This is a genomic window from Klebsiella sp. HMSC16C06 (genome assembly GCF_001808325.1).
GTDB lineage: Bacteria > Pseudomonadota > Gammaproteobacteria > Enterobacterales > Enterobacteriaceae > Klebsiella > Klebsiella variicola.
This window is the reverse complement of sequence record NZ_KV792999.1, coordinates 15,343-34,339: the sequence shown is the minus strand read 5'-3', so window position 1 is coordinate 34,339 and position 18,997 is coordinate 15,343. Positions and strand designations below refer to the sequence as shown.

The following is an 18,997-nucleotide window of genomic DNA, read 5'->3' as shown; positions in this document are numbered from 1 at the left end:
TTGTTACCCTGATCCACCCGATCGCGATGGACGATGGTCTGCGTTTCGCAATCCGTGAAGGCGGTCGTACCGTTGGCGCGGGCGTGGTTGCTAAAGTTCTCGGCTAATCGCTGATAACATTTGACGCAATGCGCAATAAAAGGGCATCATTTGATGCCCTTTTTGCACGCTTTCATACCAGAACCTGGCTCATCAGTGATTTTTTTTGTCATAATCATTGCTGAGACAGGCTCTGAAGAGGGCGTTTATACACCAAACCATTCGAGCGGTAGCGCGACGGCAAGTCAGCGTTCTCCTTTGCAATAGCAGGGAAGAGGCGCCAGAACCGCCAGCGTTGAAGCAGTTTGAACGCGTTCAGTGTATAATCCGAAACTTAATTTCGGTTTGGATCGCCTCGCCCCCGCGGGGTGAAATTGTTTGTAGAATACTTCTGACAGGTTGGTTTATGAGTGCGAATACCGAAGCTCAAGGGAGCGGGCGCGGCCTGGAAGCGATGAAGTGGATTATCGTTGCCGTGCTGCTGATCGTGGCGATCGTGGGCAACTTCCTTTATCGCGACATTATGCTGGCGGTGCGTGCGCTGGCCGTGGTTATTCTTATTGCTGCTGCCGGTGGCGTCGCGCTGTTGACGACGAAAGGTAAGGCGACCGTTGCTTTTGCTCGCGAAGCGCGAACTGAAGTGCGTAAAGTGATTTGGCCGACTCGCCAGGAAACGCTGCATACTACGCTGATTGTTGCTGCCGTGACTGCAGTAATGTCACTGATCCTATGGGGACTGGATGGTATTCTGGTTCGCCTGGTCTCCTTTATCACTGGCCTGAGGTTCTGAGATGTCTGAAGCTCCTAAAAAGCGCTGGTACGTCGTTCAGGCGTTTTCCGGTTTTGAAGGTCGCGTAGCTACTTCGCTGCGTGAACATATCAAATTACACAACATGGAAGAGTTGTTTGGCGAAGTCATGGTTCCAACCGAAGAAGTGGTTGAAATCCGTGGCGGCCAGCGTCGCAAAAGCGAACGTAAATTCTTCCCAGGCTACGTTCTGGTTCAAATGGTCATGAACGACGCGAGCTGGCACCTGGTGCGCAGCGTACCGCGTGTGATGGGCTTCATCGGCGGTACTTCCGACCGTCCGGCGCCGATCAGCGACAAAGAAGTCGATGCCATCATGAACCGCCTGCAGCAGGTTGGCGATAAGCCGCGTCCGAAAACGCTGTTTGAGCCGGGCGAAATGGTTCGTGTCAACGATGGTCCGTTCGCTGACTTTAACGGCGTCGTTGAAGAAGTGGACTATGAGAAGTCCCGCCTGAAAGTTTCTGTTTCTATCTTCGGTCGTGCGACGCCGGTAGAACTGGACTTCGGTCAGGTTGAGAAGGCGTAAGCCGGCGATCAAAAAAGCAGCGATTTAATCGTTGCATAGGGCGCGAAATTGGCATACAATTTCGCGCCTTTTGTTTTTATGGGCCTGGCCCGTAAAACGATGTTTAATCACGGGGAGCTTCTCTGAAGCGTTAATACCCAATTTGAGGATTTAAGAATGGCTAAGAAAGTACAAGCCTACGTCAAGCTGCAGGTTGCAGCTGGTATGGCAAACCCGAGTCCGCCGGTTGGTCCAGCACTGGGTCAGCAGGGCGTTAACATCATGGAATTCTGCAAAGCGTTCAACGCAAAAACTGAATCCATGGAAAAAGGTCTGCCAATCCCGGTTGTTATCACCGTTTACGCTGACCGTTCTTTCACTTTCGTTACCAAAACCCCGCCGGCAGCAGTTCTGCTGAAAAAAGCGGCTGGTATCAAGTCCGGCTCTGGTAAGCCGAACAAAGATAAAGTGGGTAAAATTTCCCGCGCTCAGCTGCAGGAAATCGCGCAGACCAAAGCTGCCGACATGACTGGTGCCGACATTGAAGCGATGACTCGCTCCATCGAAGGTACTGCACGTTCCATGGGCCTGGTAGTGGAGGACTAAGAAATGGCTAAACTGACCAAGCGCATGTCCGTGATCCGTGACAAAGTTGATGCAACTAAACAGTATGACATCAACGAAGCCATCTCTCTGCTGAAAGAACTGGCTACTGCTAAGTTCGTTGAAAGCGTTGACGTTGCTGTAAACCTGGGCATCGATGCTCGTAAATCTGACCAGAACGTACGTGGTGCAACTGTACTGCCGCACGGTACTGGCCGTTCTGTTCGCGTTGCCGTATTTGCCCAGGGCGCAAACGCTGAAGCTGCTAAAGCTGCAGGCGCTGAGCTGGTAGGTATGGAAGATCTGGCTGACCAGATCAAGAAAGGCGAAATGAACTTTGACGTTGTTATTGCTTCCCCGGATGCAATGCGCGTTGTTGGCCAGCTGGGCCAGGTTCTGGGTCCGCGCGGCCTGATGCCAAACCCGAAAGTGGGTACCGTAACCCCTAACGTTGCTGAAGCGGTTAAGAACGCTAAAGCAGGTCAGGTTCGTTATCGTAACGACAAAAACGGCATCATCCACACCACCATCGGTAAAGTGGACTTTGACGCTGACAAACTGAAAGAAAACCTGGAAGCTCTGCTGGTTGCGCTGAAAAAAGCAAAACCGACTCAGGCGAAAGGCGTGTACATCAAGAAAGTTAGCATCTCCACCACCATGGGTGCAGGTGTTGCAGTAGATCAGGCTGGCCTGAACGCTTCTGCAAACTAATGCCTTTACGTGGGCGGTGATTTTGTCTACAATCTTACCCCCACGATTCTGTCAATAAGACAGACGCTATGCGAGTCATTTGAATTGCAGCAATGCAGCAATCGAGTGAATCACCGGGAGTGTAGTTAACTACATGACCGGTGTGAACGAGAGCAGCTAACGCCGCTGCGGTTCGAAGGACGAAGTCATAGGAAGAATTTGTTCGTTGGAGCCTGGCCTATCCAGGCCTCCGTCGAAGACCGCAGGTGTTTCGCAAGAAACTTAATCCCCTGCGTAGACGGTGACAGAACGCTAAGATTATTTTTGGATACTCTGGCTTGTTTCTGCTCACCGTATTTAGACGCTCTTTTCGTTGAATTGAGTGAAGTGAGTTCCAGAGCATAAGCTCTGGCAAACATCCAGGAGCAAAGCTAATGGCTTTAAATCTTCAAGACAAACAAGCGATTGTTGCTGAAGTCAGCGAAGTAGCCAAAGGCGCGCTGTCTGCAGTAGTTGCGGATTCCCGTGGCGTAACTGTAGATAAAATGACTGAACTGCGTAAAGCAGGTCGTGAAGCTGGCGTATACATGCGTGTTGTTCGTAACACCCTGCTGCGCCGCGTCGTTGAAGGTACTCAGTTCGAGTGCCTGAAAGACACGTTTGTTGGTCCGACCCTGATTGCATACTCTATGGAACACCCGGGCGCTGCTGCTCGTCTGTTCAAAGAGTTCGCGAAAGCGAATGCAAAATTTGAGGTCAAAGCCGCTGCCTTTGAAGGTGAGCTGATCCCGGCGTCGCAGATCGACCGCCTGGCAACTCTGCCGACCTACGAAGAAGCAATTGCACGCCTGATGGCAACCATGAAAGAAGCTTCGGCTGGCAAACTGGTTCGTACTCTGGCTGCTGTACGCGATGCGAAAGAAGCTGCTTAATCGCAGTTATCTTTATAAAGCATTCGCTTACGTATAAACTTATTCTGATATTCAGGAACAATTTAAATGTCTATCACTAAAGATCAAATCATTGAAGCAGTATCCGCTATGTCCGTAATGGACGTTGTTGAGCTGATCTCTGCAATGGAAGAAAAATTCGGTGTTTCCGCTGCTGCTGCTGTAGCTGTAGCTGCTGGCCCGGTTGAAGCTGCTGAAGAAAAAACTGAATTCGACGTAATTCTGAAAGCTGCTGGCGCTAACAAAGTTGCTGTTATCAAAGCAGTACGTGGCGCAACTGGCCTGGGTCTGAAAGAAGCTAAAGACCTGGTAGAATCTGCTCCGGCTGCACTGAAAGAAGGCATCAGCAAAGACGACGCTGAAGCTCTGAAAAAATCTCTGGAAGAAGCTGGCGCTGAAGTTGAAGTTAAATAAGCCAACCCTTCCGGTTGCAGCCTGAGAAATCAGGCTGAGGCTGGTGACTTTTTAGTCACCAGCCTTTTTGCGCTGTAAGGCGCCAGTAGCATTTCACACTGTTTGACTGCTGGTTTGCCTGACAATGCTTGTTTCTATCGACGACTTAATATACTGCGACAGGTTAGGGTTCCTGGGCTGTGTAAATCGCAACGAAATGGTTTAAGCGTGATAGCAACAGGTATTGCGGAAAGTGTTCCATTTTCCGGTCAACAAAATAGTGTTGCATAAAAAACTGCCTTACTTAGGCAGACGGGTCGACTTGTCAGCGAGCTGAGGAACCCTATGGTTTACTCCTATACCGAGAAAAAACGTATTCGTAAGGATTTTGGTAAACGTCCACAAGTTCTGGACATACCTTATCTCCTTTCTATCCAGCTTGATTCGTTCCAGAAGTTTATCGAGCAAGATCCTGAAGGGCAGTATGGTCTGGAAGCAGCCTTCCGTTCCGTATTCCCGATTCAGAGCTACAGCGGTAATTCAGAGCTGCAATACGTCAGCTACCGTCTGGGCGAACCTGTTTTTGATGTTAAAGAATGTCAGATCCGTGGCGTAACTTATTCTGCACCGCTGCGCGTAAAACTGCGTCTGGTGATCTACGAGCGCGAAGCGCCGGAAGGCACCGTTAAAGACATCAAAGAACAAGAAGTCTACATGGGCGAAATTCCGCTCATGACCGACAACGGTACCTTTGTTATCAACGGTACCGAGCGTGTTATCGTTTCTCAGCTGCACCGTAGCCCGGGCGTCTTCTTTGACAGTGACAAAGGTAAGACCCACTCCTCCGGTAAGGTCCTGTATAACGCACGTATCATCCCTTACCGCGGTTCCTGGCTGGACTTCGAATTCGACCCGAAAGACAACCTGTTCGTTCGTATCGACCGTCGTCGTAAACTGCCGGCAACCATCATTCTGCGCGCGCTGAATTACACCACTGAGCAGATCCTTGACCTGTTCTTCGAGAAAGTGGTCTTTGAAATTCGCGACAACAAGCTGCAGATGGAGCTGGTACCGGAGCGTCTGCGCGGTGAAACCGCCTCCTTCGATATCGAAGCCAACGGTAAAGTGTACGTTGAGAAAGGCCGTCGTATTACTGCGCGCCACATTCGCCAGCTGGAAAAAGACGATATCAAACATATCGAAGTTCCGGTTGAGTACATCGCGGGTAAAGTTGCTTCTAAAGACTACATCGACGAAGCGACTGGCGAACTGATCTGCCCGGCGAACATGGAGCTGAGCCTGGATCTGCTGGCTAAACTGAGCCAGTCCGGCCACAAGCGTATCGAAACGCTGTTCACCAACGATCTGGACCACGGTCCGTACATTTCTGAAACGGTACGCGTCGACCCGACCAACGATCGTCTGAGCGCGCTGGTAGAAATCTACCGCATGATGCGCCCGGGTGAGCCGCCGACTCGCGAAGCGGCTGAAAGCCTGTTTGAGAACCTGTTCTTCTCCGAAGACCGCTACGATCTGTCCGCGGTTGGTCGTATGAAGTTCAACCGTTCTCTGCTGCGCGACGAAATCGAAGGTTCCGGTATCCTGAGCAAAGACGACATCATTGAAGTGATGAAGAAGCTCATCGATATCCGTAACGGTAAAGGCGAAGTCGATGATATCGACCACCTCGGCAACCGTCGTATCCGTTCCGTTGGCGAAATGGCGGAAAACCAGTTCCGCGTTGGCCTGGTACGTGTAGAGCGTGCGGTTAAAGAGCGTCTGTCTCTGGGCGATCTGGATACCCTGATGCCTCAGGATATGATCAACGCCAAGCCGATTTCCGCAGCAGTGAAAGAGTTCTTTGGTTCCAGCCAGCTGTCCCAGTTTATGGACCAGAACAACCCGCTGTCTGAGATTACGCACAAACGTCGTATCTCCGCACTCGGCCCAGGCGGTCTGACCCGTGAACGCGCAGGCTTCGAAGTTCGAGACGTACACCCGACGCACTACGGTCGCGTATGTCCAATCGAAACGCCTGAAGGTCCGAACATCGGTCTGATCAACTCCCTGTCCGTGTACGCACAGACTAACGAATACGGTTTCCTTGAGACCCCGTATCGTAAAGTGACCGACGGTGTGGTTACCGATGAAATTCACTACCTGTCTGCTATCGAAGAAGGCAACTACGTTATTGCTCAGGCGAACTCCAACCTGGACGAAAACGGCCACTTCGTAGAAGATCTGGTTACCTGCCGTAGCAAAGGCGAATCCAGCTTGTTCAGCCGCGACCAGGTTGACTACATGGACGTATCCACCCAGCAGGTGGTATCCGTCGGTGCGTCCCTGATCCCGTTCCTGGAGCACGATGACGCCAACCGTGCATTGATGGGTGCGAACATGCAACGTCAGGCGGTTCCGACTCTGCGCGCTGATAAGCCGCTGGTTGGTACCGGTATGGAACGTGCTGTTGCCGTTGACTCCGGTGTTACTGCGGTGGCTAAACGTGGCGGTACCGTTCAGTACGTGGATGCTTCCCGTATTGTTATCAAAGTTAACGAAGACGAGATGTACCCGGGCGAAGCAGGTATCGACATCTATAACCTGACCAAGTACACCCGTTCTAACCAGAACACCTGCATCAACCAGATGCCTTGCGTGTCCCTGGGCGAACCCATTGAGCGCGGCGACGTGCTGGCCGACGGCCCGTCCACCGACCTTGGTGAACTGGCGCTGGGTCAGAACATGCGCGTAGCGTTCATGCCGTGGAACGGCTACAACTTCGAAGACTCCATCCTCGTCTCCGAGCGTGTTGTTCAGGAAGACCGTTTCACCACCATCCACATTCAGGAACTGGCGTGCGTGTCCCGTGACACCAAGCTGGGGCCGGAAGAGATCACCGCTGACATCCCGAACGTGGGTGAAGCTGCGCTCTCTAAACTGGATGAGTCCGGTATCGTTTATATCGGCGCGGAAGTGACCGGCGGCGACATTCTGGTTGGTAAGGTAACGCCGAAAGGTGAAACCCAGCTGACGCCGGAAGAGAAACTGCTGCGTGCGATCTTCGGTGAGAAAGCGTCTGACGTTAAAGACTCTTCTCTGCGCGTACCGAACGGTGTCTCTGGTACCGTTATCGACGTTCAGGTCTTTACCCGTGATGGCGTAGAAAAAGACAAACGTGCGCTGGAAATCGAAGAGATGCAGCTGAAGCAGGCGAAGAAAGACCTGTCTGAAGAACTGCAGATCCTCGAAGCCGGTCTGTTCAGTCGTATCTACGCGGTGCTGGTCTCCGGTGGCGTTGAAGCTGAGAAGCTCGACAAACTGCCGCGCGATCGCTGGCTGGAACTGGGCCTGACCGACGAAGAGAAACAGAATCAGCTGGAGCAACTGGCTGAGCAGTATGACGAACTGAAACACGAGTTCGAGAAAAAACTCGAAGCGAAACGCCGTAAAATCACCCAAGGCGACGATCTGGCACCGGGTGTGCTGAAGATTGTTAAGGTATACCTGGCCGTTAAACGCCGTATCCAGCCTGGTGATAAGATGGCAGGCCGTCACGGTAACAAAGGTGTTATCTCTAAGATCAACCCGATCGAAGATATGCCGCACGATGCTAACGGTACGCCGGTAGATATCGTACTGAACCCGCTGGGCGTACCGTCTCGTATGAACATCGGTCAGATCCTGGAAACTCACCTGGGTATGGCTGCGAAAGGCATCGGCGATAAGATCAACGCCATGCTGAAACAGCAGCAAGAAGTCGCGAAACTGCGCGAATTCATCCAGCGTGCTTACGATCTGGGCGCTGACGTTCGCCAGAAAGTTGACCTGAATACCTTCAGCGATGAAGAAGTTCTGCGTCTGGCTGAAAACCTGCGTAAAGGCATGCCGATCGCAACGCCGGTATTCGACGGTGCGAAAGAAGCTGAAATCAAAGAGCTGCTGCAGCTGGGCGACCTGCCGACTTCCGGTCAGATCACCCTGTTTGACGGCCGCACCGGTGAACAGTTCGAACGTCCGGTAACCGTGGGTTACATGTACATGCTGAAACTGAACCACCTGGTCGACGACAAAATGCACGCTCGTTCCACCGGTTCCTACAGCCTGGTTACTCAGCAGCCGCTGGGTGGTAAGGCGCAGTTCGGTGGTCAGCGCTTCGGTGAGATGGAAGTGTGGGCGCTGGAAGCTTATGGCGCGGCCTACACCCTGCAGGAAATGCTCACCGTTAAGTCTGATGACGTGAACGGTCGTACCAAGATGTATAAAAACATCGTGGACGGCAACCACCAGATGGAACCGGGCATGCCGGAGTCCTTCAACGTACTGTTGAAAGAAATCCGCTCGCTGGGCATCAACATCGAACTGGAAGACGAGTAACTCTCGCTCAAACAGGTCACTGGTGCCGGGATAAAACCCGGCGCCAGATTGTGCTAACTCCGACGGGAGCAAATCCGTGAAAGACTTATTAAAGTTTCTGAAAGCGCAAACTAAAACCGAAGAGTTTGATGCGATCAAAATTGCTCTGGCATCGCCAGACATGATCCGTTCATGGTCTTTCGGTGAAGTTAAAAAGCCGGAAACCATTAACTACCGTACGTTCAAGCCTGAGCGTGACGGTCTGTTCTGTGCTCGTATTTTCGGGCCAGTAAAAGACTATGAGTGCCTGTGCGGTAAGTACAAGCGCCTGAAACACCGCGGTGTGATCTGTGAGAAGTGCGGCGTTGAAGTGACCCAGACTAAAGTGCGTCGTGAGCGCATGGGCCACATCGAGCTGGCATGCCCGACGGCGCACATCTGGTTCCTGAAATCGCTGCCGTCCCGTATCGGCCTGCTGCTGGATATGCCGCTGCGCGATATCGAACGTGTACTGTACTTCGAATCCTACGTGGTTATCGAAGGTGGCATGACCAACCTCGAACGCAACCAGATTCTGACTGAAGAGCAGTACCTGGATGCGCTGGAAGAGTTCGGTGACGAATTCGACGCGAAAATGGGTGCGGAAGCGATCCAGGCGCTGCTGCGCAATATGGATCTGGAGCAGGAATGCGAACAGCTGCGTGAAGAGCTGAACGAAACCAACTCCGAAACCAAGCGTAAAAAGCTGACCAAGCGCATTAAGCTGCTGGAAGCGTTCGTTCAGTCTGGCAACAAGCCGGAATGGATGATCCTGACCGTTCTGCCGGTTCTGCCGCCAGATCTGCGTCCGCTGGTTCCGCTCGATGGCGGCCGTTTTGCGACTTCTGACCTGAACGATCTGTATCGTCGCGTCATTAACCGTAACAACCGTCTGAAACGTCTGCTGGATCTGGCTGCGCCGGACATCATCGTACGCAACGAAAAACGTATGCTGCAGGAAGCGGTTGACGCCCTGCTGGATAACGGCCGTCGCGGTCGTGCGATCACCGGTTCTAACAAACGTCCTCTGAAATCTTTGGCCGATATGATCAAAGGTAAACAGGGTCGTTTCCGTCAGAACCTGCTCGGTAAGCGTGTTGACTACTCCGGTCGTTCTGTTATCACCGTAGGTCCATACCTGCGTCTGCATCAGTGCGGTCTGCCGAAGAAAATGGCGCTGGAGCTGTTCAAACCGTTCATCTACGGCAAGCTGGAACTGCGTGGCCTGGCCACCACCATCAAAGCCGCTAAGAAAATGGTTGAGCGCGAAGAAGCCGTCGTTTGGGATATCCTGGACGAAGTTATCCGCGAACACCCGGTACTGCTGAACCGTGCGCCAACGCTGCACCGTTTAGGTATCCAGGCATTCGAACCGGTTCTGATCGAAGGTAAAGCTATTCAGCTGCACCCGCTGGTTTGTGCGGCCTATAACGCCGACTTCGATGGTGACCAGATGGCTGTTCACGTACCGCTGACGCTGGAAGCCCAGCTGGAAGCGCGTGCGCTGATGATGTCTACCAACAACATCCTGTCCCCGGCGAACGGCGAACCAATCATCGTTCCGTCTCAGGACGTTGTACTGGGTCTGTACTACATGACCCGTGACTGTGTTAACGCCAAAGGCGAAGGCATGGTGCTGACTGGCCCGAAAGAAGCGGAGCGTATTTATCGCGCCGGTCTGGCCTCTCTGCATGCGCGCGTTAAAGTGCGTATCACTGAATACGAAAAAGACGAGAATGGTGAATTCGTCGCGAAGACTAGCCTGAAAGACACGACCGTTGGCCGTGCCATTCTGTGGATGATCGTACCGAAAGGTCTGCCGTTCTCTATCGTGAACCAGGCGCTCGGTAAGAAAGCGATCTCCAAGATGCTGAACACCTGTTACCGTATTCTGGGCCTGAAACCGACCGTTATTTTTGCGGACCAGACGATGTACACCGGCTTTGCTTATGCAGCGCGTTCAGGTGCATCCGTTGGTATCGATGACATGGTCATCCCGGAGAAAAAATACGAAATCATCAGCGAAGCGGAAGCGGAAGTTGCTGAGATTCAGGAACAGTTCCAGTCTGGTCTGGTCACCGCGGGCGAGCGCTACAACAAAGTTATCGATATCTGGGCTGCGGCGAACGATCGTGTATCCAAAGCGATGATGGATAACCTGCAAACCGAAACCGTGATTAACCGTGACGGTCAGGAAGAGCAGCAGGTTTCCTTCAACAGCATCTACATGATGGCCGACTCCGGTGCGCGTGGTTCTGCGGCACAGATTCGTCAGCTGGCTGGTATGCGTGGTCTGATGGCGAAGCCGGATGGCTCGATCATCGAAACGCCGATCACCGCGAACTTCCGTGAAGGTCTGAACGTACTCCAGTACTTCATCTCCACCCACGGTGCGCGTAAAGGTCTGGCGGATACCGCACTGAAGACAGCGAACTCCGGTTACCTGACTCGTCGTCTGGTTGACGTTGCCCAGGACCTGGTCGTCACTGAAGACGACTGCGGCACCCTGGAAGGCATCACCATGACGCCGGTTATCGAAGGTGGCGACGTTAAAGAGCCGCTGCGCGATCGCGTACTGGGTCGTGTGACTGCTGAAGACGTTCTGAAGCCGGGTACCGCGGACATTCTGGTTCCACGCAACACGCTGCTGCATGAGCACTGGTGTGACCTGCTGGAAGAGAACTCCGTTGACTCCGTCAAAGTTCGTTCCGTTGTATCCTGTGACACCGACTTTGGTGTATGTGCGCACTGCTATGGTCGTGACCTGGCGCGTGGCCACCTCATCAACAAAGGTGAGGCTATCGGCGTTATCGCGGCACAGTCCATCGGTGAGCCGGGTACACAGCTGACGATGCGTACGTTCCACATCGGTGGTGCGGCATCTCGTGCGGCTGCTGAATCCAGCATCCAGGTGAAAAACAAAGGTAGCATCCGTCTGAGCAACGCGAAGTCGGTTGTGAACTCCAGCGGTAAACTGGTTATCACCTCGCGTAACACCGAGCTGAAACTGATCGACGAATTCGGTCGTACCAAAGAAAGCTATAAAGTGCCTTACGGCTCCGTTATGGCGAAAGGCGATGGCGAACAGGTTGCCGGCGGTGAAACCGTTGCAAACTGGGATCCGCATACCATGCCGGTTATCACCGAAGTGAGTGGTTTCGTCCGCTTCACTGACATGATCGACGGCCAGACCATTACTCGTCAGACCGACGAGCTGACCGGTCTGTCTTCGCTGGTGGTTCTGGATTCCGCAGAACGTACCTCCGGTGGTAAAGATCTGCGTCCGGCGCTGAAAATTGTTGATGCTCAGGGCAACGACGTTCTGATCCCAGGCACCGATATGCCTGCTCAGTACTTCCTGCCGGGTAAAGCGATTGTTCAGCTGGAAGATGGCGTACAGATCAGCTCTGGTGACACCCTGGCGCGTGTTCCGCAGGAATCCGGCGGTACCAAGGACATCACCGGTGGTCTGCCGCGCGTTGCGGACCTGTTCGAAGCACGTCGTCCGAAAGAGCCGGCAATCCTGGCTGAAATCAGCGGCATCATTTCCTTCGGTAAAGAAACCAAAGGGAAACGTCGTCTGGTTATCACCCCGGTAGACGGTAGCGAACCGTACGAAGAGATGATTCCGAAATGGCGTCAGCTGAACGTGTTCGAAGGTGAACGTGTAGAACGTGGTGACGTGGTTTCCGACGGTCCGGAAGCACCGCACGACATTCTGCGTCTTCGTGGCGTGCACGCGGTAACGCGTTACATCACCAACGAAGTGCAGGACGTTTACCGTCTGCAAGGCGTTAAGATTAACGATAAGCACATTGAAGTTATCGTTCGTCAGATGCTGCGTAAAGCGACCATCGAAAGTGCTGGTAGCTCCGACTTCCTCGAAGGCGAGCAGGTTGAATACTCCCGCGTTAAGATCGCTAACCGCGAGCTTGAAGCGAATGGCAAAGTGGCGGCAACCTATTCCCGCGACCTGCTGGGTATCACCAAAGCGTCTCTGGCAACCGAGTCCTTCATCTCCGCGGCCTCGTTCCAGGAGACCACTCGCGTGCTGACCGAAGCAGCCGTTGCGGGCAAACGCGACGAACTGCGCGGTCTGAAAGAGAACGTCATCGTGGGTCGTCTGATCCCGGCGGGTACCGGTTATGCGTACCACCAGGATCGTATGCGCCGTCGCGCAGCGGGCGAACAGCCAGCTGCCCCGCAGGTGAGCGTAGAAGAAGCGTCTGCCAACCTGGCAGAACTGCTGAACGCAGGCCTGGGCGGTTCTGACAACGATTAATCGTTGATGCACTGCTAAAAAGCCGGTCAGGTTTCCTGACCGGCTTTTTTATTGTTTGTCCGCCGCCTCACCCTCTTCTTTAATTACATTTACGACATATTAACGCCGCATATTTTTAGCAATTAATTCATATAAAATATTCATCCCCCGTTCACTGGAAAAACCTTTGTTTATCTATGGGTAAAAGTTCTACTCATATCAAAAAACAATCAATTCAAAGGCGATATATTCAAAATACCTAATGAATCATGGGATTACTTCTGCTGCTTTATCTTCGGAGCTACGGCTCTGGAGAGGGATCGCCGCATCTCATGCTTCTCCCGATAAGACGCAGAAATAATACCGGCAGGCAGGTGTTGGTCATTTCTTTTGGTCTGAGTGGACAGACTCTGGGGGCTGCATGGAATTTGCGATACAACTCATTATTATCTTAATTTGTCTGTTTTATGGTGCCCGAAAAGGCGGTATTGCGCTGGGCCTGTTGGGCGGCATCGGTTTGGTTATCCTTGTTTTTGTGTTCCATCTCCAGCCGGGTAAACCGCCGGTTGATGTGATGTTAGTCATCATTGCCGTTGTGGCCGCTTCGGCGACGCTACAGGCGTCGGGCGGGCTGGATGTTATGTTACAGATTGCCGAGAAGCTGCTGCGGCGCAACCCGAAATATGTTTCAATCGTCGCGCCTTTCGTCACCTGCACGCTGACCATTCTCTGCGGTACCGGACACGTGGTGTACACGATCCTGCCGATTATCTACGATGTCGCCATTAAGAATAACATTCGTCCGGAGCGTCCGATGGCGGCCAGCTCCATAGGTGCCCAGATGGGGATCATCGCCAGCCCGGTCTCGGTAGCGGTGGTGTCGCTGGTGGCGATGCTGGGGAATTTTACCTTTAACGGTAAACACCTGGAATTTCTCGACCTGCTGGCGATAACCATTCCGTCCACGCTGCTGGGGATCCTGGCGATTGGTATCTTCAGCTGGTTCCGTGGCAAAGATCTGGATAAAGACGAAGCCTTCCAGGCGTTTATTGCGGTACCGGAAAATCGCCATTACGTCTATGGCGATACGGCGACGCTGCTGGATAAAAAGCTGCCGACCAGCAACTGGATTGCGATGTGGATCTTCCTTGCTTCCATCGCCGTGGTGGCCTTACTCGGCGCGTTTTCCGAACTGCGTCCGGCCTTCGACGGTAAGCCGCTGTCGATGGTGCTGGTGATCCAGATGTTCATGCTGCTCTCCGGGGCATTGATCATCATCATTACCAAAACCAACCCGGCGTCGATTTCTAAAAATGAGGTTTTCCGTTCGGGAATGATCGCTATCGTCGCGGTATACGGCATCGCGTGGATGGCGGAAACTATGTTCGGCGCGCATATGACCGAGATTAAAGGTGTGCTCGGGGAGATGGTGAAGGAGTACCCGTGGGCTTACGCCATCGTACTGCTGCTGGTTTCGAAGTTTGTGAACTCTCAGGCGGCAGCGCTGGCGGCGATTGTTCCGGTGGCGCTGGCCATCGGCGTCGACCCGGCCTATATCGTGGCTTCCGCGCCGGCCTGCTATGGCTACTATATTCTGCCGACCTACCCAAGCGATCTGGCGGCGATCCAGTTCGACCGCTCAGGGACCACCCATATCGGCCGCTTTGTCATTAACCATAGCTTCATCCTGCCCGGGCTCATCGGCGTCGGTGTCTCCTGCGTGTTTGGCTGGGTATTCGCCGCGATGTATGGTTTTCTTTGAGAGGGGACGGGCGCCGGCAGCGGCGCCCGTTAAATCCGCGAGATTACTGCGCGAGCGGCAGACGACGATAGAGTTCAATCATATCGGTCGCCAGATCCTGAATGACCATGGCGTTCATCAGGTGGTCCTGAGAGTGAACGGTGATCAGGTTGACCGGCAGCTTACCGGTGCCTTCATCCAGGCCGATGAGCTGGGTCTGGATTTTATGCGCATGTTTGACGAACTCATGGGACTCGGCCATGGCCTGCTCGGCTGCCGCAAAGTCACCTTTCCGTGCTAACTGGAGAGCAGTGAGCGCCGCGCTACGTGCGGAACCGGCATTAACCAACAGCTCCATGATGATCGTTTCTAAATCTTCCATCGATTACTCCAGCATCTTCAGGGCTTTATCCAGAACGGCATCGCCTTTCATCATGCCGTAGTCCATCATATCGATCACCGCGACTTTCTTGCCGAATGGATCGGCCAGCGCCTGCAGTTTCGCCTGCTCATATTTCACCTGCGGGCCGAGTAAAATAATGTCGGCGGCGGCCAGGTTATCTTTAAACTCGGCGACCGGGACGGCCTTGATAGAAACCTCAACACCTTTTTTCTGCGCGGCATCTTGCATACGCTGAACCAGCATGCTGGTGGACATACCGGCGGCACAGCACAAAACGATATTCTTCATAGTCAGTGGCCCTTGTGTTCCGTGATGTCTTATCTTTATCGCGGCCCTGGCGATGCGACAACCGCTTTACCGTGATTGTGTGTAAGTCATCACACAAAAATTGAAACCGGTTTCATTTTTGCCGATAAAAATAAAAAAGCCCACCGAAGTGGGCGGCCGCGTCCTGTTGTCTCACGCGCGGAGGATGCGGTTTTTACCTTGTTGCTTGGCTTTATAAAGTGCCTCATCGACGCTCACCACCAGCTTATCCAGCGGCTCCATATTCCATTCCCCCAGTCCGGCGCTAAAGGTGACCGTCAGGCCATCTTCGCGCCAGGTACGCCGTTCGACGTTGACCCGCCATGTTTCCAGTAGCGTTCGGGCGTTATCGATGTGTTCGGCAGGAAAGACCACCGCGAACTCTTCACCGCCGTAGCGATAAAGGGAAATCTCCAGCGGCTGGAGGACCTGCAGCCCCTCGCGGGCGACGTTGCGCAGGACGATATCGCCGTTGAGGTGTCCCCAGGTGTCGTTGATCGATTTGAAGTTATCGATATCGACCAGGGCAAGGGCGAAAGGTTGGTGATCGTTCATCAGCGCGGCGATATCGCTGTCGAAGGCGCGGCGGTTTTTGCAGCCAGTGAGGGCGTCGATGGTGGCCTGGCGAACGTAGGTCAGTTCACGCTGTTTGTTGGTTTCAATGGCTTTACTCAGCATTGCCTCAAGGCGCGGAGCGCGTTTGACGTCGCCGGTTTTAATCGCATTGATGATATTCATCAGCACGGTACGGGAAGCATGACGCAGATAAAGGCCGAACAAGAGGATGATAATCGCCGCGAGTGAGAAACCGCCGATCACTAAGTTTGTCTCATGGCGCGTCAGATTGATCAGGGTGGCGTTATCGACACGGTAAATCACGAACCAGTCGGGATTGGTAAAGGAGTAGTAGTAATACCAGGTATCGCTCCTGACATCGTAAAGCTGCCCCTCTCCGCTGGTCATTTTATCCATCAGTTCGTCGCTGACGAAGGGTTTAAACAGCGCGCCCGGGTCGGAGTGCAGGACAACTTTGCCATCCCGCTGCACCACAAAAAATTCCCCCTGTACGGGGGCGACCATCTGCCGTAGCGCGAACCCCATGGAGGTGAGATCTAGATGAAAAGCCAGGCTGCCCTTGAGTTTACCCTCCGGAGTAATGATGGGTTTGAAAATGGTAATCGTCGGATGGTGGGTGAAAAAGTCCATATACGGGCTGGTGTAGTGGCTGAAGGTGCTGGCTTCTGCCTGTTTGATAAACCAGGGCCGCGTTTTGGGGTCGAAAGCCAGGCTGTCTTCATTTTTCAGTACTTCCGGGGCGCGCAGATAGTGGCCCTCGGTATCCGCCAGCGAGATGGATGAGACGCTTGGCATCATGTTCTGTAACTGCATTAGCGTGGTTAACCCTTTCTCCGGATCAACGTTCACCGCGCGGTTCAGTTCGTCATTACGGGCAAAGAAGGTGGCCGCGCGGCCGAGGATAAAATCATTTTCCCGCAGCAGCGTTTCCGTATAGTTGATGGCCAGGTTGTGGGTAAAGTTGCGGTTAATATCGTGATAATCTTCGAGAAAATCTTTCCGCTGTGCCAGGGTGACAAAAGTAGCAATCAGCATGAAACTGAGCAAAATGCCGGCAAACCCCACGACGATTGGTGTCGTAAAAGAGAGTTTTCTGTTGTGTAGCGCCATGAATCGTTAATCGTCCCGGATGTATAAACCAAGGGTCCGAACGCAGCTTGTGTCAGCGAGCCTGCCGATCGAATCAGTTAACTATTGCTCAATTATAACTCTGAGGCCTTCATCTATCGTGATTTATATTCGTCGATAATGAACCGGCCCTCGCGCAGCGCGGAGAGGCAGGGCGAAAATGAGGAAGAAAACGTTCGCCCTGGTCAGCGTCCGCTGCTGACCCGGGCAGAATAGAAAAACGGCGGCAATCGGGCGACTCCCCGTTTTTCATCTCTCGTGCAGGCACGCAAAATAATCAGCGGCTTGCAACATACTTCATGATGATTGCGAGGCGCGTCCCAGCCAGCTGTCCCAGTCTTTCCATACCGGCTGCAGGCCACGGGCGGCTAGTGCGCTGGCGACCTCTTCAGGGCGGCGATCGTCATGTGGGGCAAATTGCTCGAGCTCCGGATGATCGTCGGCGTAGCCGCCGGGCTGCGTTTTAGAGAAGGCGCTGACGTTATTGATCGCCAGCGGGATCACCTGGTCGCGGAACCAGGGTGATTCACGGGTTGAAAGCGACAGCTCAACCTCCGGCGCCAGCAGGCGGAAGGCGCAAATGGTCTGCACCAGCTGGCGCTCATCCATCAGCGAAGCTGGTTCAATACCGCCGGCGCAGGGACGCAGGCGCGGGAAGGAGACCGAGTAGCGGCTGCGCCAGTAGCGCTGTTGCAGCCACAGCAGGTGCTCGGCGACCATAAAGCAGTCCACCCGCCAGCTGTCGGAAAGACCAATCAACGCGCCGAGGCCGATCTTATCAATCCCCGCCTCGCCCAGGCGATCCGGTGTATCCAGCCGCCAGAAGAAATCCTGTTTTTTCCCTTTCAGATGGTGCTGGGCATACATGCTTTCATGGTAGGTCTCCTGATAGACCATTACCCCGTCGAGCCCCAGCGTTTTCAGCTCGGCATACTCTTCGGTCGCCAGCGGCTGCACCTCCATATGCAGCGAGGCAAACTGGCTGCGGATAGCCGGCAGGTGCTGGCGGAAATAATCCATTCCCACCTTGCCCTGATGCTCGCCGGTCACCAGCAGCAGATGCTCAAAGCCCAGGTCGCGGATCGCGGCGCACTCGCGGGCAATCTCGGCGGCATCCAGCGTCTTGCGCTTAATGCGATTGCTCATTGAGAAGCCGCAGTAGGTGCAGTCATTGGCGCACAGGTTGGAGAGATACAGTGGTACGTAAAAGCTGACGGTATTGCCGAAGCGCTGCCGGGTGAGCCGCTGCGCGCGCTGGGCCAGCGGTTCAAGATAGTTGGCCGCCGCCGGTGAAAGCAGGGCCATCATGTCGTCACGGGTGAGCTGTTTGGCCGCCAGCGCCCGTTCGACGTCGGCGGCGGTTTTGCTGTTGATGCGCAGGCGGATGTCGTCCCACTCCAGCTCCCGCCAGCGATCGCTGAAGGTTTTCATGCCAGCGCCTCCAGGAATCCGGTCAGCGGGCTGGTGGCCTGCGCCTGCGTACTGCGTGCCCCCGGTCCGGCCTGACGCGCCAGTAATCCGGCATCGACTGCCATACGGAAGGCGTGGGCCATGGTCACGGGGTCGTCGGCGACGGCAATGGCGGTATTGACCAGCACCGCATCTGCGCCCATCTCCAGCGCCTGCGCCGCATGGCTCGGCACGCCGATCCCGGCATCAACCACCACCGGTACCGTCGCCTGTTCGATAATAATCTCCAGCATAGCCCTGGTTTCCAGCCCCTGATTGGAGCCGATCGGCGCACCCAGCGGCATCACCGCCGCGCAGCCAGCCTCTTCCAGCCGTTTACACAGCACCGGATCGGCGCCACAGTAGGGCAGGACGACGAACCCTTCGCGCACCAGCAGCTCCGCCGCCTTCAGGGTTTCAATCGGGTCAGGCAGCAGCCAGCGGGCATCCGGGTGGATCTCCAGCTTCAGCCAGTGGGTGCCCAGGGCTTCCCGCGCCAGGCGGGCGGCAAACACCGCCTCTTCCGCCGTCTTGGCGCCTGAGGTATTCGGCAGCAGGTTAACGCCCGCCGCCAGCAGCGGCGCGAGAATCGCGTCATTGTTCTGGCGTAAATCGACGCGCTTCATCGCCAGCGTCACCAGCTGGCTTCCCGAGGCGCGAATCGCCTCAACCATCACCTCCGGGGCGGCGAATTTGCCGGTACCGGTAAAAAGATGGGATTCAAACGTTTTGTCTGCAATACGTAACATG

Annotated in this window: 15 protein-coding genes; 10 read left to right on the top strand and 5 right to left on the bottom strand. The window is 54.2% G+C overall.

Features of this window, described 5'->3' with window-relative positions; all coding sequences use genetic code 11:
- The 10 genes from HMPREF3142_RS27795 to dcuB form a co-directional block, all read left to right on the top strand.
- A partial coding sequence (locus HMPREF3142_RS27795; protein ID WP_001691594.1) for an EF-Tu C-terminal domain-related protein occupies positions 1 to 107 on the top strand: 107 nt, incomplete at its 5' end.
- 338 nt (positions 108 to 445) lie between these two features.
- On the top strand, positions 446 to 829 hold the full coding sequence (secE, locus tag HMPREF3142_RS11265) for a preprotein translocase subunit SecE (protein ID WP_002883772.1): 384 nt from the start codon (positions 446 to 448) through the stop codon (positions 827 to 829).
- A 1-nt stretch (position 830) separates the two neighbouring features.
- On the top strand, positions 831 to 1,376 hold the full coding sequence (gene nusG, locus HMPREF3142_RS11260; RefSeq protein ID WP_007665882.1) for a transcription termination/antitermination protein NusG: 546 nt from the start codon (positions 831 to 833) through the stop codon (positions 1,374 to 1,376).
- A 156-nt stretch (positions 1,377 to 1,532) separates the two neighbouring features.
- Positions 1,533 to 1,961: a 50S ribosomal protein L11 gene (rplK, locus tag HMPREF3142_RS11255; RefSeq protein ID WP_008808007.1), complete on the top strand. Its 429-nt coding sequence runs from the start codon at positions 1,533 to 1,535 to the stop codon at positions 1,959 to 1,961.
- 3 nt (positions 1,962 to 1,964) lie between these two features.
- Complete coding sequence (rplA, locus tag HMPREF3142_RS11250) at positions 1,965 to 2,669, top strand: 50S ribosomal protein L1 (protein WP_008808006.1); 705 nt, start codon at positions 1,965 to 1,967, stop codon at positions 2,667 to 2,669.
- Between the two features lie 413 nt (positions 2,670 to 3,082).
- Positions 3,083 to 3,580, top strand: coding sequence for a 50S ribosomal protein L10 (rplJ, locus tag HMPREF3142_RS11245; RefSeq protein ID WP_001207203.1), 498 nt, complete (start codon positions 3,083 to 3,085; stop codon positions 3,578 to 3,580).
- A 66-nt stretch (positions 3,581 to 3,646) separates the two neighbouring features.
- A complete protein-coding gene (gene rplL / locus HMPREF3142_RS11240; protein WP_002884142.1) occupies positions 3,647 to 4,012 on the top strand; it encodes a 50S ribosomal protein L7/L12 in 366 nt (121 codons plus the stop codon).
- 324 nt (positions 4,013 to 4,336) lie between these two features.
- Positions 4,337 to 8,365: a DNA-directed RNA polymerase subunit beta gene (gene rpoB, locus HMPREF3142_RS11235; protein WP_008808005.1), complete on the top strand. Its 4,029-nt coding sequence runs from the start codon at positions 4,337 to 4,339 to the stop codon at positions 8,363 to 8,365.
- A gap of 76 nt (positions 8,366 to 8,441) precedes the next feature.
- Positions 8,442 to 12,665, top strand: a complete 4,224-nt coding sequence (rpoC, locus tag HMPREF3142_RS11230; RefSeq protein ID WP_008808004.1) for a DNA-directed RNA polymerase subunit beta' — start codon at positions 8,442 to 8,444, stop codon at positions 12,663 to 12,665.
- A gap of 400 nt (positions 12,666 to 13,065) precedes the next feature.
- Complete coding sequence (gene dcuB / locus HMPREF3142_RS11225) at positions 13,066 to 14,406, top strand: anaerobic C4-dicarboxylate transporter DcuB (protein ID WP_008808003.1); 1,341 nt, start codon at positions 13,066 to 13,068, stop codon at positions 14,404 to 14,406.
- Positions 14,407 to 14,449: 43 nt separating this feature from the next.
- Here the strand turns inward: dcuB and HMPREF3142_RS11220 are convergent, their stop codons facing one another.
- The 5 genes from HMPREF3142_RS11220 to thiG form a co-directional block, all read right to left on the bottom strand.
- Entirely contained in the window at positions 14,450 to 14,767 is a 318-nt protein-coding gene (locus HMPREF3142_RS11220; protein WP_008808002.1) for a PTS lactose/cellobiose transporter subunit IIA, read from the bottom strand.
- Between the two features lie 3 nt (positions 14,768 to 14,770).
- Positions 14,771 to 15,076: a PTS sugar transporter subunit IIB gene (locus HMPREF3142_RS11215; RefSeq protein ID WP_002884150.1), complete on the bottom strand. Its 306-nt coding sequence runs from the start codon at positions 15,074 to 15,076 to the stop codon at positions 14,771 to 14,773.
- A 171-nt stretch (positions 15,077 to 15,247) separates the two neighbouring features.
- Complete coding sequence (locus HMPREF3142_RS11210) at positions 15,248 to 16,780, bottom strand: sensor domain-containing diguanylate cyclase (RefSeq protein ID WP_012543212.1); 1,533 nt, start codon at positions 16,778 to 16,780, stop codon at positions 15,248 to 15,250.
- 315 nt (positions 16,781 to 17,095) lie between these two features.
- Complete coding sequence (gene thiH, locus HMPREF3142_RS11205; RefSeq protein ID WP_070612086.1) at positions 17,096 to 18,229, bottom strand: 2-iminoacetate synthase ThiH; 1,134 nt, start codon at positions 18,227 to 18,229, stop codon at positions 17,096 to 17,098.
- Positions 18,226 to 18,996, bottom strand: a complete 771-nt coding sequence (gene thiG, locus HMPREF3142_RS11200) for a thiazole synthase (protein ID WP_070612085.1) — start codon at positions 18,994 to 18,996, stop codon at positions 18,226 to 18,228. Before thiG ends, thiH begins: the two co-directional genes overlap by 4 nt.
- Position 18,997: the final 1 nt, after the last annotated feature.